This window comes from Pseudomonas sp. 65/3-MNA-CIBAN-0223, from assembly GCF_040310425.1.
Lineage (GTDB): Bacteria > Pseudomonadota > Gammaproteobacteria > Pseudomonadales > Pseudomonadaceae > Aquipseudomonas > Aquipseudomonas gregormendelii.
The window spans coordinates 25,028-50,322 of sequence record NZ_JBEOPV010000008.1 but is presented as its reverse complement, the minus strand read 5'-3'; the positions used below and the strand labels follow the sequence as shown (position 1 = coordinate 50,322).

Genomic DNA, 25,295 nt, shown 5'->3' with positions numbered 1-25,295 from the left:
GCGCCAGTTGCGAGCGAAGCTGGTAGACTCCGCCGCCATTATGATTCGACTTCAGAACCTGACTTTACAGCGTGGCCCGCAACGTCTGCTAGAAGACGCCGAGCTGACCCTGCACGCCGGCCACAAAGCCGGCCTCATCGGTGCCAATGGCGCCGGCAAATCGAGCCTGTTCGCCCTGCTTCGGGGTGAGCTGCACCCGGACTCGGGTGACTGCTTCCTGCCGGCCGACTGGCGCATCGCCCACATGCGCCAGGAAATCGAGACGCTCGAACGCATTGCGGTCGACTACGTGCTCGATGGCGACCTGCGCCTGCGTGAGGTGCAACATGACCTGGCGGCGGCGGAAGCGGCGCACGACGGTGCCGCTCAGGCCCGCCTGCACTCTGAACTCGACAGCGCCGATGGCTACACCGCTGATGCCCGGGCTCGCAAGCTGCTGGCCGGCCTGGGGTTCACCAACGAACAGATGGATCGTCAGGTGGGGGACTTCTCCGGTGGCTGGCGGATGCGCCTGAACCTGGCGCAGGCACTGATGTGCCCCTCGGACTTGTTGCTGCTCGACGAACCCACCAACCACCTGGACCTCGACGCCATCATCTGGCTTGAGGAGTGGCTGAAAAGTTATCCGGGCACCTTGTTGCTGATCTCTCACGACCGGGATTTCCTCGATGCGGTGGTCGACCACGTAGCCCACGTCGATCAGCGCAAGATCACGCTGTATCGCGGTGGCTACACCGCGTTCGAGCGTGCCCGTGCCGAACGCCTGGCCCAGCAGCAACAGGCCTACGAGAAGCAGCAGGCGCAGCGAGCGCACATGGAAAGCTACATTGCGCGCTTCAAGGCCCAGGCCACCAAGGCCCGTCAGGCCCAGAGCCGGATCAAGGCGCTGGAGCGGATGGAAGAGTTGTCTGCGGCCCATGTCGATTCGCCGTTCGACTTCGTTTTCCGCGAGTCGACGAAGATTTCCAGCCCGCTGATCGACCTGTCTGATGCCCGCTTGGGCTACGGCGAGAAAACCGTGCTGGAGAAGGTCAAGCTGCAACTGACCCCTGGCGCACGGATCGGTTTGCTCGGCCCTAATGGTGCCGGTAAGTCGACCCTGATCAAGTACCTTGCGGGTGAGCTGGAGCCCTTGGCCGGTCGACTGACCCGTGGCGAAAACACGGTCGTTGGTTACTTTGCCCAGCATCAGCTTGACTCCCTGGACTCCAAGGCCAGCCCGTTGCTGCACTTGCAGCGCCTGGCGCCTACCGAGCGCGAACAGACGTTGCGGGACTTCCTCGGGGGGTTCGACTTCCGCGGTGCACGCATCGACGAGCCGGTGCTGAATTTCTCCGGGGGCGAGAAAGCGCGCCTGGCCTTGGCATTGATCGCCTGGGACCGGCCGAACCTGCTGCTGCTCGACGAACCCACCAACCACCTTGACCTGGAAATGCGCCTGGCGCTGACCATGGCCTTGCAGGAATTCACTGGTGCGGTCCTGGTGGTCTCCCACGACCGCCACCTGCTCAAAAGCACCACTGACAATTTCTACCTGGTCGCCGATGGCAAGGTCGAGGAGTTCGACGGCGATCTGGACGACTACACCCGTTGGCTGGTGGAGTATCGCCAGCGCAATGCGCCGGTCAGCAACACGCCGGTCAATCCGGACAAAACCGACAAGAAAGCCCAGCGCCAGGCCGCCGCTGCCTTGCGCCAGCAGTTGGCGCCGCACAAGCGCGAGGCCGACAAGCTCGAAGCCGAACTGGGCAAGCTGCACGAAAAGCTGGCCAAAATCGACGTGAGCCTGGGCGACAGCGATATCTACGAGCCGGCCCGCAAGAACGATTTGCGTGACCTGCTGGCCGAACAGGCAAAGCTGAAAGTGCGTGAAGCCGAGCTTGAGGAGTCCTGGATGGAAGCCCTCGAGTTGCTCGAAAGCATGCAGGCGGAGCTGGAGGCGTTGTCCTGATGGAGGCCTTCAGGCTGCCGCTGTCTGCCATGTGGATAGAGCCGTTGTGGCTGGTGCTGCAGATCCTGCTGATTTTGCTCGCGGGTTACTTCGCCCAGCGCTTTGTTGCCAAATGCCTGAACCGCCTGGGGGAGCGTTATCCGTTTCCCCCTCAGCTGCTGCTGCCGCTGCGAGGCGGCCTGCGCTGGCTGATCATGGGCAGTGCGCTGATTTTCGTGCTGGAGCGCCTGGGCGTGTCCGCGACAGTGCTGTGGACGGCATTGTCCGGTTTTGTTGCGGTCGCGGCGGTGGCGTTCTTCGCCATGTGGAGCGTGCTGTCCAACTTGCTGTGCGCGATCCTGATCTTCACCGTGGGGCCGTTTCGCATTGGCGACGTGGTCGAACTGGTCGATACCACCGACAAGCCGGGCGTGAAGGGGCGGGTGATCGCGATCAATCTGCTCTACACCACCTTGATCGAGGCCGAAGAGCTGGGCACCGGCAGTGCCATGGTGCAAGTGCCCAACAGCCTGTTCTTCCAGCGTTCGGTTCGGCGGTGGCGGGGGAGTGATGTGTTTCCTTCGAGCGGGTTCGAGAAGTAATCCTCAAGATCAAAAGATCGCAGCCTTCGGCAGCTCCTACAGCAGGCGCGTTTCCATGCAGGAGCTGCCGCAGGCTGCGATCTTTTGCTTTTCCCCCCGAGCCGCATTAGCTTAGAGACTCCTGTCAAAAGAGTCTCGGTCGAGGTGTGCAATGGAGCTTCAAACATGGCTGGCGTTCTTTGCCGCCTGCTGGGTGATCAGCCTGTCTCCCGGTGCCGGCGCCATTGCGTCGATGTCCAGTGGTCTGCAATACGGCTTCTGGCGCGGTTACTGGAACGCCCTTGGCCTGCAGATCGGCCTGGCGGTGCAGATTGCCATTGTGGGTGCCGGTGTTGGCGCGATCCTCACAGCGTCGGCCACAGCGTTCCATGTGATCAAGTGGTTTGGCGTCGCCTACCTGGTATTCCTCGCGATCAAGCAATGGCGCGCATTGCCCAGTGACATGAGCGACGATGCCGCAGTGCGCCAGATCGGCAAGCCGATGGCCCTGGTGTTCCGTGGTTTCCTGGTGAACATCAGCAACCCCAAGGCCCTGGTGTTTATGCTGGCGGTGCTGCCGCAGTTCATCGACCCCCATGCGCCACTGCTGATCCAGTATTTAGTGATCGGCGCCACCATGGTTTGCGTCGATCTGATCGTCATGGCCGGTTACACCGGCCTGGCGTCCAAGGTGCTGCGCATGTTGCGTACTCCCCAGCAGCAGAAACGCATGAACCGGACATTTGCCGGTTTGTTTATCGGCGCGGCAGCGTTCATGGCGACGTTGCGCAAAGCCGCAGCGTAAAGCCCCGATGCTGGAAAAAAGCGACCTGCGGGTCGCTTTTTTGTTGAATGCCCATCCGTATAACCAGAAGCCGAAAGCTGATTACGGCGCGGTGCGCGGGACAAGCAATCGCAAAATAACCAGACAATCGGCATCGAGCCTGCGAACAACGCTTGAATGAATCTCATTCGAAGTGAACAATATGTAACTTCGTATTTCCTACTGAGATTCATTCATGATTGCCCCGTCGCGATTCCTGGCCTGGCTGTTAATCCCCTTGGCAGCCTTATGCAGCACCAGGCTGCTGGCCGACACCGTGGAAGGCGCCCCACAGGCGCTGCATGGGCTCGATTACATTGCAGCGGATTACCCGCAGACGGTGCAGGCGGGCAGGGTCATCAAGGAGTCTGGTTATCGCGATCAGCTCGATTCGCTCAAAGCCGTGCAAGGCCTGATCAGTGCAATGCCGGCCAAACCGGAGCAAGGCGCTTTGCTGCAGGGCGTCAATTCGCTGCGCAACGCCATTACCGAGCGTCAGGATGGCGCCGACGTGGCTCGTCAGTCCCGGCAACTCGCGGCAAAGCTGGCAGTGGCCTATGAAATCAGCCAGGCGCCGATCATTACCCCCGATCCGACCCGTGGTGCGCCGTTGTACGCCCAGCATTGCTCGGTGTGCCATGGTGATGCGGGAGCCGGCGATGGCCCGGCAGGCGTCGGCCTGACACCGCCACCGTCGAATCTGCGCGACAGCGTGCGCATGGATCACCTAAGCCTCTATGCGATCTACAGCACCCTGGGCCTGGGTATCGAGGGCACCGACATGCCGGCGTTCGCCGATCAACTGGATGATCGCCAGCGCTGGGACCTGGCCACCTATATTGCCAGCTTCAGCGCCGCCCCGGATGCTGGCGCTGTTGAAAAGACCTACAACATTGCCGACCTCGCCCGTCAGACGCCTGCCGAAGTGCAGGCTGGCGAGGGTCCGCAGGCCGCTGCGGCCTATCGTGCGCAGCGCGCTCAGCCGCCGCAGGTCAAACGGGGCCCGGCGCAACTGCTCGATTACACCGCAGCCACCCTGGACAAGAGCATCGCTGCCTACCGGGCTGGGGATCACGATCAGGCCTATGACTTGTCGGTGGCGGCGTACCTGGAAGGGTTCGAGTTGGTCGAGAGCTCCCTGGACAACGTCGACGCCAATGTACGCAAAGACACCGAAAAATCCCTGATGGCCTACCGCCAGTCCCTGCAGGATGGCTTGCCGGTGGCCCAGGCCCAGCAGCGCCTGGATACCGCGAAAGGTAAATTGAAAGAGTCTGCCGGCCTGTTGGGCAGCGATGGCTTGAGCTGGTCCCTGAGCTACATTTCCGGGTTGTTGATTTTGCTGCGCGAAGGTCTGGAAGCGATTCTGGTGCTGGCGGCGATCCTCGCATTCCTGCGCAACACCGGCCAGCAATCTGCGGTACGCAGCGTTAACGTCGGTTGGTGCCTGGCGCTGCTGGCCGGCCTTGCCACCTGGGGGCTTGCCGCCTACGTTATCGACGTCAGCGGCTCGCAGCGCGAGTTGCTTGAAGGTGCCACCGCGTTGTTCGCCAGCGTGATGGTGCTGTGGCTCGGTGTGTGGATGCACGATCGTCGCCACGCCGCGGCCTGGCAGAATTACATCAAGAGCAGCCTGGTGGGCGGCGGCGGACGATTCGGGTTTGCGATCCTGGCGTTCTTCTCGGTTTATCGTGAGTTGTTCGAAGTGATCCTGTTCTACGAGACCCTGTGGCTGCAGGCGGGTCCTGCCGGGCATAACGCAGTGCTCGCAGGCGGTGCCACTGCGCTGGTATTGCTGGTGGGGCTGGCCTGGGTGATCCTGCGCGGCTCGGCCAAGCTGCCGCTGTCGTTGTTCTTCAGCATCAACGCCGCGTTGTTGTGCGCGCTATCGGTGGTGTTTGCCGGTCATGGGGTCAAGGCATTACAGGAGGCGGGGATTTTCGGTACGCGTCCGGTGCCATTCTTCGAATTCGACTGGCTGGGTATTCACGCGGATGCCTACTCGTTGAGTGCCCAGATGGTGGCGATTATTGCGATAATCGTGCTGTATGGGCGCAGCTGGTTGACGCAGAAGCGTCGGGTTCAGGTTTCCTGACCCGAGTAAACCTGAAAAGATCACAGCTTGCGGCAGCCCCTGCAGGGAGTAGGCATGTCGATGCAGGCTGCGATCTGTTCGGTTTTTCAGAGGAAATGTGATGCGCGTTTGGATAGATGCCGACGCCTGCCCACGGGCGGCCAAGGACCTGGTAGTGAAGTTCGCTCTCAAGCGCCAGTTCGAAGTGGTGCTGGTGGCTGGCCAACCGCAAATCAAGCCGGGCCTGTCCCTGGTGAAATTGATCGTGGTGCCTAGCGGCCCGGATGCAGCGGACGATTATCTGGTGGAACACGCAGTGCCGGGCGAGCTGGTGATTTGCAGTGACGTACCGCTGGCCGACCGATTGGTGAAGAACGGCGTCACCGTGCTGGATCCGCGAGGCAAGGAGTTTGACGCGCAGAACATGGGCGACCGGCTGGCTGTACGTAACCTGTTCACCGACCTGCGTGAACAAGGCCAGATGAGCGGGGGGCCAGCGCCCTTTGGTGAACGTGAGAAGCAAGCGTTCGCCAATTCGCTGGACCGTATCCTGACTCGACTGTCGCGCAAGCCCTGAGCCCACCTCGAAGCTGAGACCAAGCCCTGTGAGAGGCCCCCTGTGGGAGCGAGCCTGCTCGCGATAACACCGGCACAGTCAACATCGCTTGCGGCGGCTACTCCGCTATTGCGAGCAGGGTCACTCCCACACTGCCCATACCCACACTCATGCCTGCATCACACGTCGTTTTCGTGAGTCAGTTCGAGCACGCGATCCACCAGCTTGTTAATCCCTGAGGCCGCTTCACTGATCGACTGCGCCAGCATGTACGCCGGCGTGCTCACCAGTTTGCGCGCCTTGTCTTCGACGATGTCGGTGACCGCGCACTCGGCATGGGTAGCCCCCATCTTGTTCATGGCAGCGGCGGTATCGGCATCGTTGCCGATGGTGCAGGTCACACCTGGGCCGTAGATCTTCGCCGCCAGGGCGGGCGAGATGCAGATCAGCCCGACTGGCTTGCCTGCTTCGGCAAAGGCTTCAGTCAGCGCCAGGACGTCAGGCTGCACGGTGCAGCCGGCACCTTCGATGGCGAAGTTCGACAGGTTCTTCGCCGCACCGAACCCGCCAGGCACGATCAGCGCATCGAAGTCCTCGACGCTGGCCTCGCGGATGTCCTTGATGTTCCCACGGGCGATCCGCGCCGATTCAACCAGCACGTTACGCGACTCGGGCATTTCCTCGCCTGTGAGGTGGTTGATCACGTGCAACTGCGAGATATTGGGGGCGAAACACTGCACCTGAGCGCCACGCTGGTCCAGCCGCAACAGGGTGATCACGCTCTCGTGGACCTCGGCACCGTCGTAGACGCCACAACCGGAAAGGATCACTGCAATTTTTTTGCTCATGGGCTTTTCTCCTTGTTCATGGCGTTAAATGTCCACTAATTCGCCACTCGTTGCCATAGGGATAATGTGCGGTAACAACCAGGGCGCGCCGCCCCAACATCGGGCTGGCACGGAGCAGAAGGCTTTCTAAATGGATCGCATCGAAGCCAGGGTGTTCATTATTTGCGAGCGTCTGTCACGCGGCGTGGCGACGCGCGCAGGGGTGCGACGTGCGGGGGGGGCGCATCGGGTGAGCAGGAGCGGTCTCTACGGGTGCAGGGACCGTTTATTCGGTGGGCGTCTTGGGCGCTGCAGCCTTGGCCTGTTCAGCTTTCAATGCCTGCTCGTCGGCATAGACTTTTTTTGCCAGCTGGGCGTTCTTGAAGCGCCGGCGCAGCCACAGGCCCACGCCCAGGACGAGCAGGGCGCCCAGCACCCATAGCTCGTACTTCTTGACGCTGCCAAGCATGCCTTCCAGCACGGCACCAAAATGATACGCGGCCGCCGACAGTGCCGAAGCCCATATCGCCGCGCCAATCCCGTTCAGCAACAGATAACGTCCCGGTGGATAGCCCGACAGACCGATCGCCACGGGCATTACCGTGCGTAATCCGTAGACGAAGCGGAAGCTCAGGACCCAGATGTCCGGGTGCTTTCGAATGTGTTCCAGCGCCCGATCGCCCATCATCTGCCAGCGCGGCTTGCGCGCCAGCAATTTGCGCCCGTGCTTGCGGCCAAGGAAATACCACAGCTGATCGCCCGCATAACTGCCACAGAACGCGACTATGGTGACGATCTTGATGTCCATGTAACCGCGGAACGCAAGGAAGCCCGCGAGTACCAGGATGGTTTCGCCTTCGAAGAACGTGCCGAGAAAGAGGGCGAAATACCCGAATTCCTGAAGAAATTGCTGGAGCATTGTCTGGGTGCTGGCGAAATGAACGCGCAGCCTAACCCTTCGGGCACATTCATGAAAGTGTCCAAATGTGTCTCGACGTGAACATTTCATGCAAGGACAATGGAATGCGACTACCTGTCACAGGTGTGCACATAACTGTAATACGACGGTCATAATGGCAGCTTATAACTGTCACGCTCGCCCGCCAGCGCGGGCTCAGGAGTCTGCCGTGAGCTTTACCCCCGCCAACCGCCTGTTCCCAGCCACCCGTCTGCGACGCAATCGTCGTGATGAATTCTCGCGCCGCCTGGTTCGTGAAAACGTCCTCAGCGTCGACGACCTGATCCTGCCGGTATTTGTACTGGACGGTGAGAATCGTCGCGAAGCGGTGGCGTCAATGCCGGGCGTCGAGCGCCTGACCATTGATCTGTTGCTTGAAGAGGCCGCCAAGTGGGTCGAGCTGGGTATTCCCGCGCTCGCGCTGTTCCCCGTGACGCCGGCGGAGCTCAAGTCGCTGGACGCGGCCGAAGCCTGGAACCCGAATGGCATTGCCCAACGCGCCACCCGCGCATTACGTGCGCAGTTCCCCGAGCTGGGTGTGATCACCGACGTTGCCCTGGATCCGTTCACCACCCACGGCCAGGACGGTATTCTCGATGAAGAAGGCTACGTGCAGAACGACATTACCGTCGATGCACTGGTCCGCCAGGCCCTGTCCCATGCCGAAGCCGGCGCCCAGGTGGTGGCGCCGTCCGATATGATGGACGGGCGCATCCAGGCGATCCGCGAGGCGCTGGAGCTGGCCGATCACGTTAACGTGCGGATCATGGCCTACTCGGCGAAATACGCTAGCGCCTATTACGGTCCCTTCCGCGATGCGGTGGGTTCCGCGCTGAACCTGGGCAAGGCTAACAAGGCCTCCTACCAGATGGACCCGGCCAACAGCAACGAGGCGCTGCACGAAGTGGCGGCGGACTTGTCAGAAGGCGCGGACATGGTCATGGTCAAGCCAGGCATGCCGTATCTGGACATCCTGTGGCGGGTCAAAGAAGAATTCAAAGTGCCGACGTTTGTTTATCAAGTCAGCGGCGAATACGCCATGCACATGGCGGCGATCCAGAATGGCTGGTTGAGCGAAGGGGTAATACTCGAATCCCTGACCGCTTTTAAACGCGCAGGCGCCGACGGCATCCTGACCTACTTTGCCGTCCGTGCCGCTCAATTGTTACGAGAGCAAAAATAGCCCTCCCAGGAACATTCCATGAATACCGAAGGACTCACTGAAGTTGCCGTAAAAGAGGCTCAACCCGTGGTGGAGCAAGTCGCCGAAACACCGCCGGAGCTGGAGCCAGCCCCACCCGCAGTGGTCGTCGAAGCCGCAGTGGCGGCACCGGCGATTGCCATTCCCGGCCTGGATGACAGCAGCCTGTACATCCATCGCGAGCTTTCGCAGCTGCAGTTCAACATTCGCGTGCTGGAACAGGCACTGGATGAGTCCTACCCGTTGCTGGAGCGGCTGAAGTTCCTGCTGATCTTCTCCAGCAACCTGGACGAGTTCTTCGAGATTCGTGTGGCCGGCCTGAAGAAGCAGATCACCTTCGCCCGTGAACAGGCGGGCGCCGATGGCCTGCAACCGCATCAGGCCCTGGCACGCATCAGCGAGCTGGTGCATGGTCATGTCGACCGCCAGTACGCCATTCTCAACGATATTCTGTTGCCGGAGCTGGAGAAACATCAGGTCCGCTTCATCCGTCGCCGTCACTGGACCACCAAGATCAAGACCTGGGTGCGCCGGTTCTTCCGCGACGAGATTGCGCCGATCATCACGCCGATCGGCCTTGACCCGACTCACCCGTTCCCGTTGCTGGTGAACAAGAGTCTGAACTTCATCGTCGAACTGGAAGGCATCGATGCGTTTGGCCGCGACTCTGGCCTGGCGATCATCCCTGCTCCGCGCCTGCTGCCGCGAGTGATCAAGGTGCCGGAGGAGGTGGGCGGCTCCGGTGACAACTACGTGTTCCTGTCGTCGATGATCCACGCGCACGCCGATGACTTGTTCCAGGGCATGAAGGTCAAGGGCTGCTATCAGTTCCGCCTGACCCGTAACGCCGACCTGGCGGTCGACACTGAAGACGTTGAAGACCTGGCCCGCGCGCTGCGTGGTGAGCTGTTCTCCCGTCGTTATGGCGATGCGGTGCGACTGGAAGTGGCTGACACTTGCCCCAAACACCTCTCCGACTACCTGCTCAAGCAGTTCAACCTGCACGAGACCGAGCTGTATCAGGTTAACGGGCCGGTCAACCTGACCCGTTTGTTCAGCATCACCGGCCTCGACAGCCAGCGCGAGCTGCAATACCTGCCGTTCACCCCGCAGATTCCGAAACTGCTGCAGAACAGCGAGAACATCTTCAGCGTGATCAGCAAGCAGGACATCCTGTTGCTGCACCCGTTCGAGTCGTTCACCCCGGTGGTCGACCTGTTGCGCCAGGCCGCGAAAGACCCGCATGTATTGGCCGTGCGCCAGACGCTGTACCGCTCCGGTGCCAACTCGGAAATCGTCGACGCGCTGGTGGATGCAGCCCGTAACGGCAAGGAAGTCACCGCGGTGATCGAATTGCGCGCGCGGTTCGATGAAGAGTCCAACCTGCAACTGGCCAGCCGTCTGCAAGCGGCCGGTGCAGTGGTGATCTACGGCGTGGTGGGGTTCAAGACCCACGCCAAGATGATGCTGATCCTGCGTCGCGAGGCCGGGGAGATCGTGCGGTACGCTCACTTGGGCACCGGCAACTACCACGCAGCCAACGCCCGTCTGTACACCGACTACAGCTTGCTGACCTCCGACGATGCGTTGTGCGAGGACGTGGGCAAGCTGTTCAGCCAGTTGATCGGCATGGGCAAGACCCTGCGCATGAAGAAACTGCTGCATGCGCCGTTCACCCTGAAAAAGGGCATGCTCGACATGATTGCCCGGGAAACGCAGTTCGCCCTGGAAGGCAAGCCGGCACACATCATTGCCAAGTTCAACTCGCTGACTGATCCGAAGATCATTCGCGCGCTGTACAAGGCCAGTCAGTCCGGGGTGCGCATCGACCTGGTCGTGCGCGGCATGTGCTGCCTGCGCCCGGGCATCGCCGGGGTTTCGCACAACATCCATGTGCGCTCGATCATCGGGCGCTTCCTGGAGCATACGCGGGTGTTCTACTTCCTCAATGGCGGGGAAGAGCAGATGTTCCTCTCCAGCGCCGACTGGATGGAGCGCAACCTCGACAAGCGGGTCGAGACTTGCTTCCCGGTGGAAGGCAAGAAGCTGATCATGCGGGTCAAGAAAGAGCTGGAGCTGTACCTGAGCGACAACACCCACAGCTGGAGCTTGCAGTCGGACGGCCGTTACATCCGCAACACACCTACCGGCAACCAGAACCCGCGCAGTGCGCAGGCGACGTTGCTGGAGCGGTTGGGCAGTCCGATCCTGGCAGTGCGTTAAGCCTCAAGGGGCATAAAAAATGGCGATCCCTGCGGATCGCCATTTTTTTTGCTGCCGTCACTGCCGTCACAATCACCGCAACTGCAATCACCACACTCGCTGCGATCACGCATTCGCTGCGATCGATGCAATCAATGTAGGAGCGAGCTTGCTCGCGAAAAACCTGAGAGCGCTGCGGGGTGTCAGGCTGCCAGCTTTATCGTTCACGTGCATCGCGAGCAAGCTCGCTCCTACAGGGGCACTACCGGACGTTGAGGGTAAAGCCCACCCGGGTCAGCCACTCCGCTTCCAGGGCAAAATCCGCCTGGGTCAGCTGGTTTTCATCCAGCCAGTTGGCCGGGAACAACACATCCAGGCTGTCGCCATTGGCCCGCAGGACCACCTGGGGCATTTCCTGGGTGCCACGGATGTGGTGGAACAGGATCGCGAAGCGCAGCAGCACGCACAGGCGGATCAGCTTGCTGCCGTCACTGCCGAACTCGGCAAACTTGTCCCGGGGAATGTTACGGCGATGCCCGCGCACCAGCAGTGCGAGCATCTGCTGGTCTTCGCGGGAGAATCCGGCGAGGTCCGAGTGCTCGATCAGGTAGGCGCCATGCTTGTGGTAATGATAGTGAGCGATGTCCAGGCCCACTTCGTGGACCTTGGCCGCCCAGCCCAGCAGTTCGCGCCACACGCCGTCATCCAGGTCCCAATCTTCGGCTACCTGGTCGAAGGCATGCAGCGCCTTGCGTTCTACCCGCGCCGCTTGTTCCAGGTCGACGTGATAACGCTCCATCAGCGAGCTCAGGGTGCGCTCACGGACGTCTTCGTGATGATGACGGCCCAGCAGGTCGTAGAGCACGCCTTCACGCAGTGCGCCTTCACAGTGGTCCATGCGTTGCAGTTCGAGGGCGTCGAAGATGGCTTCGAGGATCGCCAGGCCGGCCGGGAAGATTGCGCGACGGTCAGGCTTGATGCCTTCGAAATCGATCTTGTCGGCGTCCCCCAGCTTGAACAGCTTGCGCTTGAGCCAGGCCAGGCCCTCGGCGTTGACTTCGCCGGTGCCATGCCCGCCGGCCTTCAGTGCCAGGCCGATCGCGCGAATGGTGCCCGAAGAGCCGATGGCCTCATCCCAGGTCAGGCGGTGCAGAGCGTGTTCAATGCTCATGATCTCGAGCCGCGCCGCCGTGTAGGCCTGGGCGTAGCGAGCCGGTGTGACCTTGCCGTCCTTGAAATAGCGCTGGGTGAAGCTCACGCAGCCCATTTGCAGGCTTTCGCGCAGCAGTGGCTCGAAGCGCTGGCCGATGATGAACTCGGTGCTGCCGCCGCCGATGTCGGCCACCAGGCGCTTGCCCGGGGTGTCGGCGAGGGTGTGGGACACGCCAAGGTAGATCAGGCGCGCTTCTTCCCGGCCGGAGATGACTTCCACCGGGTGACCGAGGATTTCCTCGGCGCGACGGATGAATTCATTGCGATTACGCGCTTCGCGCAGGGCGTTGGTGCCCACGATCCGTACGGCGCCCGGGGGCATACCGTTGATCAGTTGGGCAAAGCGTTTCAGGCAGTCGAGCCCGCGCTGCATGGATTCTTCGTTGAGCTGGCGCTCTTCGTCGATACCTGCTGCCAGCTGAACCTTCTCCCCGAGACGCTCGAGAATACGGATTTCGCCGTTCTGGGCCTTGGCCACGACCATGTGAAAGCTGTTGGAGCCCAGGTCGATTGCGGCGATCAGGGACAGATTCTTGGCTTGGGATTGCGGCATGGTCTGGGGGTCTCGGTCGATAACCTCGACATCGTGCCACGATCAAAGGCTGACGCCAACGCGCAGTGTTCAAACCCTTGATCCTGCGCAACCCTATAGACGACCGCTGCGCGGCCTCATCGCGGGCAAGCCCGCTCCCACAGGTTTCCGTGTCGAACACACAATCCTGTTTCAACACATGATCCTGTGGGCAACTGCCTTCCCCCCTGCCACATCAATATCGAATATGCAGACGCTATCGCGGGGAAGCCTTGCTCCCACAGAGATGTCCGCCGTACACAAATGCTGCGTTCACTATCAACCCCTGTGGGAGCGGGCTTGCCCGCGATGAGGCCATCAGAGGCCCTACAGAGCTTTCAGACTGTCGCTTCCACAGTACCAATGAAATTCGCCAGCTCCGCTGTCTGCGGGTTGGCAAACACTATCTTCGGGTCTCCCACCTCATGCACCTTGCCCAGGTGCATGAACACCAGCTTGTCCCCAACCTCCCGGGCAAAGCGCATTTCGTGGGTGACCATGATCAGCGTCATACCGTCTTTGGCCAGTTGCCGAACCACACTCAGCACCTCATTGACCAATTCCGGGTCCAGCGCCGAGGTGATTTCGTCGCACAGCAACACCTTCGGCGACATGGCCAGTGCCCGGGCGATTGCCACGCGTTGCTGCTGCCCGCCGGACAATCGATCCGGGAATGCATCAAACTTTTCCCCGAGCCCTACTCGCTCCAGCATTTCGCGCGCCAGTTCCCGGGCTTTGGCCTTCGGTACCTTCTGCACAACTTGCGGGGCGAGCATCACGTTTTCGCCAACGGTCAGGTGGGGGAACAGGTTGAACTGCTGGAACACCATCCCGACCTTCTGTCGCAGAGTGCGCAGGTCGGCACGGGCGGCGTCGAGGTATTCGCCGTCGACTTCAATCACGCCATCATTGATCGACTCCAGGCCATTGAGCGTGCGCAGCAAGGTCGATTTGCCCGAGCCACTGCGGCCGATGATTGCCACCACCTGGCCTTCCTCGACACTGAGGTCGATGCCTTTGAGCACGTGGTGATCGCCGTAATATTTATGCAGGGCGGAAATTCTAAGCAGAGGCATGCAGTCTCCTTTCCAGGTAGCGCGCACTGAGGGACAAGGGGTAGCAGAGCAGGAAGTAACCGAGGGCGACGAGGCCATAGACCATGAACGGCTCGAAGGTCGCGTTGGCGAGCATGCCGCCGGTTTTGGTCAGCTCGGTGAAGCCGATGATCGAGGTGACGGCAGTGCCTTTGACCACTTGCACCGAAAAGCCCACGGTCGGCGCCACGGCGATGCGCAGCGCTTGCGGCAGGATCACGTAGCGCAGTTGCTCCAGCGGGTTGAGCGCCAGGCTCGATGAGGCTTCCCATTGGCCGTTGGGGATCGAGTCGACGCAGCCGCGCCAGATCTCCGCCAGGTAGGCGCTGGTAAACAGGGTCAGGGCGACGGCCGCAGCCATCCACGCGGAGATGTCCACACCGGCCAGCGCCACACCGAAAAATACCAGGAACAACTGCATCAGCAGCGGCGTGCCCTGGAACAGTTCGATGTAGGTGCGCGCGATATTGCGCGGCAAGGCTTTCTTCGAGATGCGCATGACCATGACCAGCAGGCCGATCAGCCCGCCGCCAATGAACGCCACCAGTGACAGCGCCAGCGTCCATTGCAGGCCCGTGAGCAGGTTGCGCACGATGTCCCAGAAGGTGAAATCGCTCATTGGCTGCTCCTTGCAATGTAACGACGGCCGATCCAGTTCAGGAGCTGGCGAATCAGCAACGCCATGCACAGGTAGATCAGCGTGGTCAGGGCATAGGTTTCAAAGGCGCGGAAGTTGCGCGACTGAATGAAGTTGGCGGCGAAACTCAGCTCTTCGGTGGCGATCTGCGAGCAGACCGCCGAGCCGAGCATGACGATGATGATTTGGCTGCTCAGGGCCGGCCAGACCTTGCCCAGCGCCGGCAGCAGGATGACGTGGCGAAACGCTTCGAAGCGGGTCATCGCCAGCGCTGCGGCGGCTTCCAGCTGTCCTCGGGGGATCGCCTGAATGCCGGCGCGGATGATTTCCGTGGAATAGGCGCCCAGGTTGATCACCATCGCCAGCACGGCGGCCTGCCATTCGGAAATCTGCACACCCAGTGACGGCAGGCCGAAGAAGATGAAAAACAACTGCACCAGGAAGGGTGTGTTGCGGATCAACTCGACGTAAACCCCGAAAATCACCGAGAACGGGCGAATGTTCCACGCCCGTACCAGCGCGCCGACGATGCCTAGCGCCACCCCGAATACCGCGCCAATGGCGGTCAGTTCAAGGGTGAACAACGCACCGCGCAGCAGCAGGTCGGTATTTTGCACCACCGGTAGAAAGTCGAACTGATAAGCCATGTCAAATCTCCCGGGCGACGATCAGAGATCGGCCGGCAGTGGCTCTTTCAGCCAGGTCTGGGAGTTTTTCTCCAGCGCGCCGTCGGTTTTTGCGTTGGCGAGGATCTGGTTGACCTTGCCCAGCAGCGCCGGCTCGTTCTTGTTCACCCCGACGTAGACCGGCGAATCCTTGAGCTTCACTTTCAAAGCCGGCACGCGCTTGGGGTTCTTCTCGCTGATCGCCACCATCACCACGTTGCCGCTGGCGATCAGATCGACCTGGCCGGCGAGGTAGGCGGCGATGGTCGAATTGTTGTCTTCAAAGCGCTTGATGGTTACGCCTTGCGGGGCCACCTTGGTCAGCTCGATGTCTTCGATGGCGCCACGGGTGACGCTGATGGTCTTGCCCTTGAGGTCGTCCAGCGTCTTGATCGTGGCCTCTGGCGGGCCGAACACTGCGAGGTAGAAGGGCGCGTAGGCGCTGGAAAAGTCGATGACTTTCTCGCGTTCGGCGTTCTTGCCAAGGCTGGAAATCACCAGGTCGACCTTGCCGGTGGTCAGGAACGGAATGCGGTTAGTGCTGTTGACCGGGGTCAGTTCGAGTTTGACCTTGAGCTGGTCCGCCAGCAGCTTGGCAGTGTCGATGTCCAGGCCGCGAGGCTTCATGTCCGGACCCACCGAGCCGAAGGGCGGGAAGTCCTGTGGCACGGCGACTTTGAGGACGCCGCGCTTGACCACGTCCTCCAGGCCGTCGGCGTGGGCGGGCGCCTGGCTCAGCATCAGGCTGGCAAACAGGGCTGCGAGGAGGGCGCTGTAACGCTGGGTCATGGCAAATCTCCGAATCGGCGAGAAGTGATTTCTGCGGATCGACAGAGCACGGGCCATGCCAAGTATCGGTTTCGGGTGGCACAGCCCCCGGGTTTACTGGGTTTGCTCGGTCTTACTGGTCTGAACAGTTGAGCCCTGATTCGCACCCTGATAGCGCATCGTCATAACTCTGCGAACCCCCATGGGGCACGACTTGCCGGACGCTGCGAATAGCTTTAAAACTGTCCGCTCATTCATCCGGTTCGTCTGAAAAACCATGAATTCGATCTCCCGAGCCGTTCCTGAAGTGGCGCTGCAAGCGATCCGTAAACTGATCACCGAACAGGGGTTCGGGCCGGGGGATGCCTTGCCCTCGCAACGGGACCTGGCGGTGCAATTGGGCGTGAGCCGGGCGTCGTTACGCGAAGCGCTGTCGTCGTTAAGTGCCCTGGGGCTGATCAGCATCCAGCCGGGCAAAGGGGTGTTTGTGCAGGCGCCCGTGGACCTGGCGCGTTCCGACGCGGCGTTGAGCTGGCCCTTCGCGGCACAGGCGTCGCCCCTGGACATCTTCCAGTTGCGCTATGCCCTGGAGGGGTTCGCTGCGGGCCTGGCAGCGGTGACGTTAAGTACTGTCCAGCTCGATGCGCTGGAAGACAACGTGGCCGCGATGCGCAACGAGTTGAAGGTGGGCGACTTTGAAGCGGCGGCGCGCCTGGATTTCGAGTTTCACCGGCGCATCCTGCTGGCCAGCGGCAATCAGGCGATGCTGAGTATCCTGACCGCCAGTGCCGACATCTTCCTGGAGAGCCAGAAGCTACCGTTCATCCGGGCCGAGCGCGCCATGGAAACCTGGCAGGAGCACCGCAAGATTCTCCGCGCACTGGCACGCCGGGCGTCCGGGGCCGCACAGAAGGCGATGCAGGAACACGTGCGCAATGCCGCGCTGCGCACCGGAATTGCCTTCATCGCCCCCGCCGCCTGATGAATTGAGCTATACCCAAACTCATGCGGCACCATAGCAAGAGTCAATCATCTGCAGCTTCCTGAACGGGGGAAGGGCGGCTATGATGGGCCACGTTTTTTTGCTTACAACCTGGAGACTTCCATGAGCAGCGATCTTATCAAACACGTTAGCGACGCTAGCTTCGAGGCCGATGTACTGAAGGCCGAAGGCGCTGTGCTGGTCGACTACTGGGCTGAATGGTGCGGCCCTTGCAAAATGATCGCTCCTGTCCTGGACGAGATTGCAGAAACCTACAAAGGCAAGCTGACCGTTGCCAAGCTGAACATCGACGAAAACCAGGAAACCCCGGCCAAGCATGGCGTGCGCGGTATCCCGACGCTGATGCTGTTCAAGAACGGCAACGTTGAAGCGACCAAGGTCGGCGCACTGTCGAAGTCGCAATTGGCCGCTTTCCTGGACGCCAACATCTAAGCGTCGTAATAAAGTGTCTGAAAAAAAGGCCCCGCTATTTGCGGGGCTTTTTCGTTATCGAGGGCTAGACGCTCCGAAACTCAGGTGGTACATTCGGCCCCGCACTGGTTTCTCCTTTGCCCCCTGCTAGCCGTCGCCGACGCACTCCTTTTCGAATAAGTACGCGATCCTGTCGCCTTCTCTGCGGCGCGGCCTCATTAAGCCAAAAGCTTAATTTCCCCCCCTCCATAAATGATTACGTCATTCCTATATGAATCTGACTGAACTCAAGCAAAAGCCGATTACCGAACTGCTCGAATTGGCCGAACAGATGGGCATAGAAAATATGGCCCGTTCGCGCAAGCAGGACGTGATTTTCTCCCTGCTCAAAAAGCACGCGAAAAGCGGCGAGGAAATCTCCGGTGATGGCGTGCTGGAGATTCTCCAGGACGGCTTCGGCTTCCTTCGCTCCGCTGACGCTTCCTATCTCGCTGGCCCAGACGATATCTACGTCTCGCCAAGCCAGATTCGTCGCTTCAACTTGCGCACCGGTGACACCATCGTTGGCAAGATCCGCCCTCCCAAGGAAGGCGAGCGTTATTTCGCGCTGCTCAAGGTCGACACGATCAACTACGATCGTCCCGAGAATGCGAAAAACAAGATTCTCTTCGAGAACCTGACCCCGCTGTTCCCGACGGTGCGCATGAAGATGGAAGCCGGCAACGGTTCCACCGAAGACCTCACCGGTCGGGTCATCGACCTGTGCGCCCCGATCGGCAAAGGCCAGCGTGGTTTGATCGTGGCACCGCCGAAAGCCGGTAAAACCATCATGCTGCAGAACATCGCAGCCAACATCGCGCGTAACAATCCTGAAGTTCATCTGATCGTGCTGCTGATCGACGAGCGTCCGGAAGAAGTAACCGAAATGCAGCGCACCGTGCGTGGCGAAGTGGTTGCCTCGACGTTCGATGAGCCGCCAACCCGCCACGTGCAGGTTGCCGAAATGGTGATCGAGAAGGCCAAGCGCCTGGTCGAACACAAGAAAGACGTGGTGATCCTGCTCGACTCCATCACGCGTCTGGCTCGTGCCTACAACACCGTGATCCCGAGCTCCGGCAAGGTACTCACCGGTGGTGTCGATGCCCACGCCCTGGAGAAACCGAAACGTTTCTTCGGTGCCGCGCGGAACATCGAGGAAGGCGGTTCGCTGACCATCATCGCCACCGCGCTGGTTGAAACCGGCTCGAAGATGGACGAAGTGATCTACGAGGAATTCAAAGGCACGGGCAACATGGAACTGCCGCTGGATCGTCGTATCGCTGAAAAGCGCGTGTTCCCGGCTATCAACATCAACCGTTCCGGCACTCGCCGCGAAGAGTTGCTGACGGCCGATGACGAGTTGCAGCGCATGTGGATCCTGCGCAAGCTGCTGCACCCGATGGACGAGATCGCTGCCATCGAGTTCCTGGTCGACAAGCTGAAAACGACCAAGACCAACGATGAGTTCTTCCTGTCGATGAAACGCAAGTAAGTCGATAGATCAGCAAAAGCCGGGGAAACCCGGCTTTTTGCTATCTGATTTTTGATCAATGGCAGTTGGTGGTTCTGAACAGCGGGGTTCGGCGCTAAACTGCCTCCCCCGAACGCCACGGCCAAAACGAGGCTCACGCATGCAGTATCGCGACTTGCGCGACTTTATCAGCGGTCTGGAAAAGCGCGGCGAGCTCAAGCGCATCCAGGTTCCGGTGTCCCCTGTGCTGGAAATGACCGAGGTGTGCGATCGCACCTTGCGCGCCAAGGGCCCCGCGCTGCTTTTCGAAAACCCGACGGGTTATGACATCCCGGTGCTCGGCAACCTGTTTGGTACGCCAGAGCGCGTGGCGCTGGGCATGGGGGCGGAAGCCGTCAGCGAGTTGCGCGAGATCGGCAAGCTGCTGGCCTTCCTCAAGGAGCCCGAGCCGCCCAAGGGGCTGAAAGACGCCTGGTCCAAGCTGCCGATTTTCCGCAAGATCATCGCCATGGCGCCAAAAGTCGTCAAGGATGCGGTGTGTCAGGAAGTGGTCATTGAAGGCGACGACGTCGACCTCGCGATGCTGCCAGTGCAGACCTGCTGGCCAGGCGACGTCGGCCCGCTGATTACCTGGGGCCTGACCGTCACCAAAGGTCCGAACAAGGACCGCCAGAACCTCGGCATTTACCGTCAGCAAGTGATCGGCCGCAACAAGGTGATCATGCGCTGGCTCAGTCACCGGGGTGGTGCGCTGGATTACCGCGAGTGGTGTGAGAAGCATCCTGGGCAGCCGTTCCCGGTTTCCGTAGCGCTTGGCGCTGATCCGGCGACCATTCTCGGCGCCGTGACGCCAGTGCCGGACAGCCTGTCTGAATACGCCTTCGCCGGTTTGCTGCGCGGCAACCGCACCGAGCTGGTGAAGTGCCGTGGCAATGACCTGCAAGTGCCGGCCACCGCCGAGATCATCCTTGAAGGTGTGATCCATCCGGGCGAGATGGCGGATGAAGGTCCGTACGGCGACCACACCGGCTACTACAACGAAGTCGACAGCTTCCCGGTGTTCACGGTGGAGCGCATCACTCACCGCATCAAGCCGATCTACCACAGCACCTACACCGGCCGTCCGCCGGATGAACCGGCGATTCTCGGCGTGGCCCTGAACGAAGTGTTCGTGCCGATTCTGCAAAAGCAGTTCCCGGAGATCACCGACTTCTACCTGCCGCCCGAAGGCTGCTCGTACCGCATGGCTATCGTAACCATGAAGAAGTCATATCCCGGCCATGCCAAGCGGGTAATGTTGGGTGTCTGGTCGTTTTTGCGACAGTTCATGTACACCAAGTTCGTTATCGTCACTGACGACGATATCAACGCGCGAGACTGGAACGACGTGATCTGGGCCATCACCACGCGCATGGACCCCAAGCGCGATACGGTGATGATCGACAACACGCCGATCGACTACCTCGACTTCGCTTCGCCGGTATCCGGCCTGGGTTCGAAGATGGGGCTCGATGCCACGCATAAATGGCCGGGTGAAACCACTCGCGAGTGGGGCCGGGTCATCGTCAAGGACGAAGCCGTGACCAAACGGGTCGATGCCATCTGGAATCAGTTAGGAATAGATTGATGCGTGTAACTTTGCAGCCTTCCGGAGCGGTGCTACAGATTCTGCCCGGCGAGCGGATTCTCGATGGGGCGCGGCGCCTGGGCTACGACTGCCCGCAAAGCTGTCGCAACGGCAACTGTCATGTGTGCGCCGCGCTGCTGGTGGAAGGTCGCGTGGAGCAGAGCGGCGATGTGCGCGATCACGGTGAGTTCTACACTTGCATTGCGCAGCCGCTGGAAGACTGCGTCGTGCTGTGGGATGGCGTGCTCTCGCTGGGAGAATTACCTGTGCGTAGCTTGGCGTGTCAGGTCATTGAGTGCCGGGACGTGGGTGGCGACACCTGGCGCGTCAGCTTGCGAGCGCCTGCCGGCAAGCCGCCGCGCTATCACGCCGGGCAGTATCTGATGATCGAGCGGGAGAATGGCGAGAAGTCGGCCTTTTCCCTGGCCTCGGCGCCTCATTCGGGCCGGGATCTGCAAATACACGTGCTGGCGCGCGAAAGCAGTGCGCTGAGCCTGATAGATCAGCTGCAACGCAAGGCGATGGTGCGCATCGAGATGCCATTTGGCGACACCCACCTGGCGGAGTTGCCCGACGGCCCGCTGGTGCTGATCGCTGCGGGAACCGGCATGGGCCAGATTCATAGCCTGATCGAGCACTGTCGAGCCGCAGGTTTCAAGCATCCGGTCCACCTGTATTGGGGCGTGCGTCGGCCTGAAGATTTCTATGAAATCGAGCACTGGGATGAATGGCTGAAGCTGCCCAACCTGTTTCTGCATAAAGTCGTGAGCGATCAATGTGGCTGGGAAGGGCGTTGCGGCATGCTGCATGAGGCAGTCTGCGAGGACTTTACCGACCTGAAGCCGTTGCATGTCTACGCGAGTGGCTCGCCAGCGATGGTGTACGGCACGCTGGACGCGCTGGTAGAAGCCGGGATGGATGCGCATCAGATGCGTGCGGATGTATTTGCGTATGCGCCGCGATCTTGATCCGCGATCTTGATCCGCGATCTTGACCTGCGATTTGACCTTGCCCTTGTAGGAGCTGCCGCAGGCTGCGATCTTTTGACTCTGTTTTGAAAATCAAAAGATCGCAGCCTGCGGCAGCTCCTACGGTTAGCTTGCTTATATCTCCCTATATAGCTGATCGGTATTTATAGAAAACTGTAAATACCGGTAGGTTATATCTCATCAAGGCAATCATTTAAGAACTCTGCCATGGCACTTAAATTGCCTTAAAACATATGTGCCTTATTGTTACAGCGGTGCGTTCTATTAAGTAATTCTTCACTCGCGGGGAGCTGAACGCTAATCGCCATGAGCGCCATTGAATCTGCTTTTTTGAATCTGGCTTACCCTCCGCGGCTCGATCTGGGGCCGCAGCTCACTCACGAACAATTGCTCAGCTCGATGCAGTCCACCATGGCGCGCCACAAAGGTGGGCCGGTATGGCTGTTCGCTTACGGTTCCTTGATCTGGCGGCCCGAGTGCCCGGCTGTAGAGCGGGTACGCGGTCGGGTGCATGGCTATCATCGCGGTTTGTACCTGTGGTCGCACGAACATCGCGGCACGCCTGAAGTGCCCGGGCTGGTGTTTGGCCTGGATCGCGGAGGCTCCTGCAGCGGCTTCGCCTATCGCCTGCCGGAAGAACAGCTGGATGCCTCGCTGTATGCCCTCTGGCAGCGCGAAATGCCATTCCCTTCCTATCGCCCACACTGGCTCAACTGCCGTCTCGAAGACGGAAGTCAGGTCCAGGCATTGGGGTTCGTGTTGGAGCGACACTTGCCCAGCTACGCCGGCAACTTGCCGGACCACGTGCTGAGTCAGGTATTCGAAAATGCTTGCGGGCGCTACGGCACTACTCGCGATTACGTCGAGCAGACCGCCCACGCCCTGCGTAGCCACGCCATGCCAGACCGAAATCTGGAGGCGCGGCTCAAGCGCTGCAAGTCCTCAGTGGATCAGGCGACCGCTTCGCGGCTCTGACTGGCCACTTGCTTGTGCCACAGCGTGGGGGCCAGGAAGGCCATGGCCAGCAGGCACGCGCCGATCAATAGCACGAAGCCGCCGTCCCAGCCGAAGTGATCCACGGTGTAGCCCATCGCCGCACTGGCCGCCACCGATCCACCCAGGTAGCCAAACAGGCCGGTAAAGCCTGCTGCCGTACCGGCTGCCTTCTTCGGCGCCAGTTCCAGTGCCTGCAGGCCGATCAGCATGACCGGACCGTAGATCAGGAAGCCGATCGAAACCAGCGCGATCATGTCGACGGTCGGGTTGCCAGCCGGGTTCAGCCAATACACCAGAGTGGCCACGGTCACCAGTGCCATGAACACCATGCCGGTCAGGCCGCGGTTGCCGCGGAAGATCTTGTCCGACATCCAGCCGCACAACAGCGTGCCCGGGATACCGGCCCACTCGTAGAAGAAGTACGCCCACGAGGTTTTATCAACGGTGAAACCCTTGGCTTCCTTGAGGTAGGTCGGTGCCCAGTCCAGCACGCCGTAGCGCAGCAGGTAGACGAAGACGTTGGCCAGGGCGATGTACCAGAGCATTTTGTTGCGCAGCACGTACTTGACGAAGATTTCCTTGGCGCTGAATTCTTCTTCATGGCTGGCGTCGTAGCCTTCCGGATAATCGTTCTTGTACTTCTCGATGGGCGGCAGGCCGACCGATTGTGGCGTATCGCGCATGGTGGCAAAGGCAAATACCGCCACGGCCAAGGCTACGGCTGCAGGCACATAGAAGGCCGCATGCCAGTCGTTGAACAGGCCCATGCCCAGCAGGAACAGCGGGCCGATCAAACCGCCGCCGACGTTGTGCGCCACGTTCCACAGCGACACCACGCCGCCGCGTTCCTTTTGCGACCACCAGTGGACCATGGTCCGGCCACTCGGCGGCCACCCCATGCCCTGGGCCCAGCCGTTGATGAACAGCAGGATGAACATAATGGTCACACTGGACGTCGCCCATGGCGCGAAACCAAAAATGAACATGACCCCGGCCGACACCAGGAGCCCGAACGGCAGGAAGAAGCGCGGGTTCGAGCGGTCGGAGACGATGCCCATCAGGAATTTCGACAGGCCATAGGCAATGGCGATGGCAGACAGCGCCAGGCCCAGCTCGCCGCGGGTGTAACCCTCTTCGATCAGGTAGGGCATGGCCAATGAGAAGTTTTTGCGCAGCAGGTAGTATCCGGCGTAGCCGATAAAGATACCTGCAAAGATCTGCCAGCGATGGCGTCGGTAGGCACTGTCTATTTTGTCTTCAGGCAAAGGAGCCTGATACGCGGCAGGACGAAAGAAAGCAAACATTCAAGAGCTCCAGATTCTTGTTTTGACTGCGGATGCGAATGTTACAGTTTCGTTACCGAAAATAGCACCGGTAGCCATCGACCAAACAGCGGAAATGTTCGAGATCGCATGTTCTTTTACGAACATGTCGCTCAGACATAAGTGAAGGACGTTGCAGGAAAGATTACTTTGGCCGCGCTCAGGCACTCGGGCGCACGTTTTAGCCAGGTTTTATGGGACATGTCCTGCGTGCGTACCGGAAGTCATCACGTTCTCTTTCGGGTTTTCGGCCCGTAACCTATGCAGGAAGCAGTTCGCGAATCGATTCATGGAGGAAGTCCGGCTGAGGAGTTGACCTGGACGGGGTGGGTCCAGGCCAGACCGCTCCAGAGCTTTATCGAACTTGCACCACCACCTTGCCGACCGCCTTGCGCTGTCCAAGGTCATTGATTGCCTGTGCCGCATTGCTGAGCGGATACACCTGCGACACCAGAGGCTTCAATTTGCCTTCAGCGAACCAGCCAAACAGCTGCTGGAAGTTCGCCGCATTGTCTTGCGGCTGGCGTTGGGCAAACGAGCCCCAGAACACCCCGACTACCGCTGCGCCCTTGAGCAACGCAAGGTTCACCGGCAGTTCCGGAATGCGCCCACTGGCAAAACCCACTACCAGCAGGCGGCCGTTCCAGGCGATGGCGCGGATGGCCTGGTCGAACAGGTCGCCGCCGACCGGGTCGTAGATCACGTCGGCGCCCTGGCCATCGGTCAGGCGTTTGACCTCATCCTTGAGGCTGGTTTCGCTGTAGTTGATCAGCTCATCTGCGCCGGCCGCCTTGGCCACGGCAAGCTTTTCCGCGCTGCTGGCGGCGGCGATCACCCGTGCGCCCATGGCTTTGCCGATTTCCACGGCGGCCAGGCCGACCCCTCCGGAGGCGCCCAGCACCAGCAGGGTTTCACCCGGCTGCAGGCTGCCCCTTTGCTTGAGGGCGTGCATTGAAGTGCCGTAGGTCATGCTGAACGCAGCGGCGGTGTTGAAGTCCATCGACGGCGGAATCGGCAACACGTTATAGCCTGGCACTGCCACCTGCTCGGCGAAACTGCCCCAGCCGGTCAAGGCCATGACGCGGTCACCGACCTTCACATGGCTGACTTTTTCACCGACCGCACTCACTACGCCAGCCGCCTCGCCACCAGGGGAAAACGGGAAGGGCGGCTTGAACTGGTATTTGCCCTCGATGATCAGCGTGTCCGGGAAATTGACCCCGGCGGCGTGCACGTCCAGCAGGATTTCATTCTTTTTTGCGACAGGGCTGGCGACGTCTTCCAGCACCAGCGATTCGGCAGGGCCGAAGGCTTTGCACAGCACGGCTTTCATCAGGG

General features: G+C 60.6%; 22 protein-coding genes. 13 read left to right on the top strand and 9 right to left on the bottom strand.

The features are described from left to right. Positions 1-40 precede the first annotated feature (40 nt). The 5 genes from AAEZ09_RS11330 (at position 41) to AAEZ09_RS11310 (ending at position 5,985) form a co-directional block, all read left to right on the top strand. A complete protein-coding gene (locus AAEZ09_RS11330) occupies positions 41-1,951 on the top strand; it encodes an ATP-binding cassette domain-containing protein (protein ID WP_350599525.1) in 1,911 nt (636 codons plus the stop codon). Beyond that, positions 1,951-2,532 carry a mechanosensitive ion channel family protein gene (locus AAEZ09_RS11325; protein WP_247289872.1) on the top strand — a complete coding sequence of 194 codons (582 nt, stop codon included), beginning with the start codon at positions 1,951-1,953 and terminating at the stop codon, positions 2,530-2,532. The genes AAEZ09_RS11330 and AAEZ09_RS11325 overlap by 1 nt, the downstream gene beginning before the upstream one ends. A 151-nt stretch (positions 2,533-2,683) precedes the next feature. Next, positions 2,684-3,316, top strand: coding sequence for a homoserine/homoserine lactone efflux protein (gene rhtB, locus AAEZ09_RS11320; protein WP_350599523.1), 633 nt, complete (start codon positions 2,684-2,686; stop codon positions 3,314-3,316). 214 nt (positions 3,317-3,530) lie between these two features. Further along, the gene (locus AAEZ09_RS11315) at positions 3,531-5,429 is read left to right on the top strand and encodes an FTR1 family protein (RefSeq protein WP_045059669.1); all 1,899 of its coding nucleotides are present in this window, start codon (positions 3,531-3,533) and stop codon (positions 5,427-5,429) included. A gap of 100 nt (positions 5,430-5,529) precedes the next feature. Then, on the top strand, positions 5,530-5,985 hold the full coding sequence (locus AAEZ09_RS11310; protein ID WP_045059668.1) for a YaiI/YqxD family protein: 456 nt from the start codon (positions 5,530-5,532) through the stop codon (positions 5,983-5,985). A 158-nt stretch (positions 5,986-6,143) separates the two neighbouring features. On the opposite strand, the gene elbB is transcribed toward AAEZ09_RS11310, so the two are convergent. Both elbB and AAEZ09_RS11300 read right to left on the bottom strand, forming a co-directional pair. Beyond that, a complete protein-coding gene (elbB, locus tag AAEZ09_RS11305; RefSeq protein ID WP_045059667.1) occupies positions 6,144-6,812 on the bottom strand; it encodes an isoprenoid biosynthesis glyoxalase ElbB in 669 nt (222 codons plus the stop codon). Between the two features lie 265 nt (positions 6,813-7,077). Continuing rightward, positions 7,078-7,710 carry a DedA family protein gene (locus AAEZ09_RS11300; RefSeq protein ID WP_045059666.1) on the bottom strand — a complete coding sequence of 211 codons (633 nt, stop codon included), beginning with the start codon at positions 7,708-7,710 and terminating at the stop codon, positions 7,078-7,080. 208 nt (positions 7,711-7,918) lie between these two features. Between AAEZ09_RS11300 and hemB the strand changes: the two genes are divergently transcribed. Together hemB and ppk1 are read left to right on the top strand one after the other, a co-directional pair. Beyond that, positions 7,919-8,932 (top strand): porphobilinogen synthase, encoded by a 1,014-nt coding sequence (hemB, locus tag AAEZ09_RS11295; protein ID WP_045059665.1) that lies wholly within the window; start codon positions 7,919-7,921, stop codon positions 8,930-8,932. Positions 8,933-8,950: 18 nt separating this feature from the next. Continuing rightward, entirely contained in the window at positions 8,951-11,173 is a 2,223-nt protein-coding gene (gene ppk1 / locus AAEZ09_RS11290; protein WP_350599522.1) for a polyphosphate kinase 1, read from the top strand. Between the two features lie 241 nt (positions 11,174-11,414). Here the strand turns inward: ppk1 and ppx are convergent, their stop codons facing one another. The 5 genes from ppx to AAEZ09_RS11265 all read right to left on the bottom strand — a co-directional run bounded on the left by ppx (position 11,415) and on the right by AAEZ09_RS11265 (position 16,120). Then, the gene (gene ppx, locus AAEZ09_RS11285) at positions 11,415-12,917 is read right to left on the bottom strand and encodes an exopolyphosphatase (RefSeq protein ID WP_045059663.1); all 1,503 of its coding nucleotides are present in this window, start codon (positions 12,915-12,917) and stop codon (positions 11,415-11,417) included. A 356-nt stretch (positions 12,918-13,273) separates the two neighbouring features. Next, complete coding sequence (locus AAEZ09_RS11280) at positions 13,274-14,011, bottom strand: amino acid ABC transporter ATP-binding protein (RefSeq protein WP_350599521.1); 738 nt, start codon at positions 14,009-14,011, stop codon at positions 13,274-13,276. Next, positions 13,998-14,648, bottom strand: a complete 651-nt coding sequence (locus tag AAEZ09_RS11275) for an amino acid ABC transporter permease (protein WP_350599520.1) — start codon at positions 14,646-14,648, stop codon at positions 13,998-14,000. Before AAEZ09_RS11275 ends, AAEZ09_RS11280 begins: the two co-directional genes overlap by 14 nt. Continuing rightward, the gene (locus tag AAEZ09_RS11270) at positions 14,645-15,313 is read right to left on the bottom strand and encodes an amino acid ABC transporter permease (protein WP_045059660.1); all 669 of its coding nucleotides are present in this window, start codon (positions 15,311-15,313) and stop codon (positions 14,645-14,647) included. The genes AAEZ09_RS11275 and AAEZ09_RS11270 overlap by 4 nt, the downstream gene beginning before the upstream one ends. A 21-nt stretch (positions 15,314-15,334) precedes the next feature. Next, on the bottom strand, positions 15,335-16,120 hold the full coding sequence (locus AAEZ09_RS11265) for a transporter substrate-binding domain-containing protein (protein WP_350599519.1): 786 nt from the start codon (positions 16,118-16,120) through the stop codon (positions 15,335-15,337). A 256-nt stretch (positions 16,121-16,376) separates the two neighbouring features. On the opposite strand from AAEZ09_RS11265, the gene AAEZ09_RS11260 reads away from it, so the two are divergent. From AAEZ09_RS11260 to AAEZ09_RS11235, 6 genes are all read left to right on the top strand, one after another. Next, positions 16,377-17,081, top strand: coding sequence for a FadR/GntR family transcriptional regulator (locus AAEZ09_RS11260; RefSeq protein WP_045059658.1), 705 nt, complete (start codon positions 16,377-16,379; stop codon positions 17,079-17,081). 123 nt (positions 17,082-17,204) lie between these two features. Further along, complete coding sequence (gene trxA, locus AAEZ09_RS11255) at positions 17,205-17,534, top strand: thioredoxin TrxA (RefSeq protein WP_003206727.1); 330 nt, start codon at positions 17,205-17,207, stop codon at positions 17,532-17,534. 250 nt (positions 17,535-17,784) lie between these two features. Further along, on the top strand, positions 17,785-19,044 hold the full coding sequence (gene rho / locus AAEZ09_RS11250; RefSeq protein WP_007942421.1) for a transcription termination factor Rho: 1,260 nt from the start codon (positions 17,785-17,787) through the stop codon (positions 19,042-19,044). Between the two features lie 139 nt (positions 19,045-19,183). Continuing rightward, positions 19,184-20,650 (top strand): 4-hydroxy-3-polyprenylbenzoate decarboxylase, encoded by a 1,467-nt coding sequence (gene ubiD / locus AAEZ09_RS11245; RefSeq protein WP_045059657.1) that lies wholly within the window; start codon positions 19,184-19,186, stop codon positions 20,648-20,650. Further along, positions 20,650-21,618 carry a CDP-6-deoxy-delta-3,4-glucoseen reductase gene (locus AAEZ09_RS11240; protein ID WP_350599518.1) on the top strand — a complete coding sequence of 323 codons (969 nt, stop codon included), beginning with the start codon at positions 20,650-20,652 and terminating at the stop codon, positions 21,616-21,618. Before ubiD ends, AAEZ09_RS11240 begins: the two co-directional genes overlap by 1 nt. A gap of 327 nt (positions 21,619-21,945) precedes the next feature. Continuing rightward, entirely contained in the window at positions 21,946-22,614 is a 669-nt protein-coding gene (locus tag AAEZ09_RS11235; protein ID WP_045059655.1) for a gamma-glutamylcyclotransferase, read from the top strand. Here the strand turns inward: AAEZ09_RS11235 and glpT are convergent. Both glpT and AAEZ09_RS11225 read right to left on the bottom strand, forming a co-directional pair. Continuing rightward, a complete protein-coding gene (glpT, locus tag AAEZ09_RS11230; RefSeq protein WP_350599517.1) occupies positions 22,590-23,939 on the bottom strand; it encodes a glycerol-3-phosphate transporter in 1,350 nt (449 codons plus the stop codon). The two genes, AAEZ09_RS11235 and glpT, sit on opposite strands and share 25 nt — an antisense overlap. Positions 23,940-24,312: 373 nt before the next feature. Next, positions 24,313-25,290, bottom strand: a complete 978-nt coding sequence (locus tag AAEZ09_RS11225) for an NADPH:quinone oxidoreductase family protein (protein WP_350599516.1) — start codon at positions 25,288-25,290, stop codon at positions 24,313-24,315. Positions 25,291-25,295 lie beyond the last annotated feature (5 nt).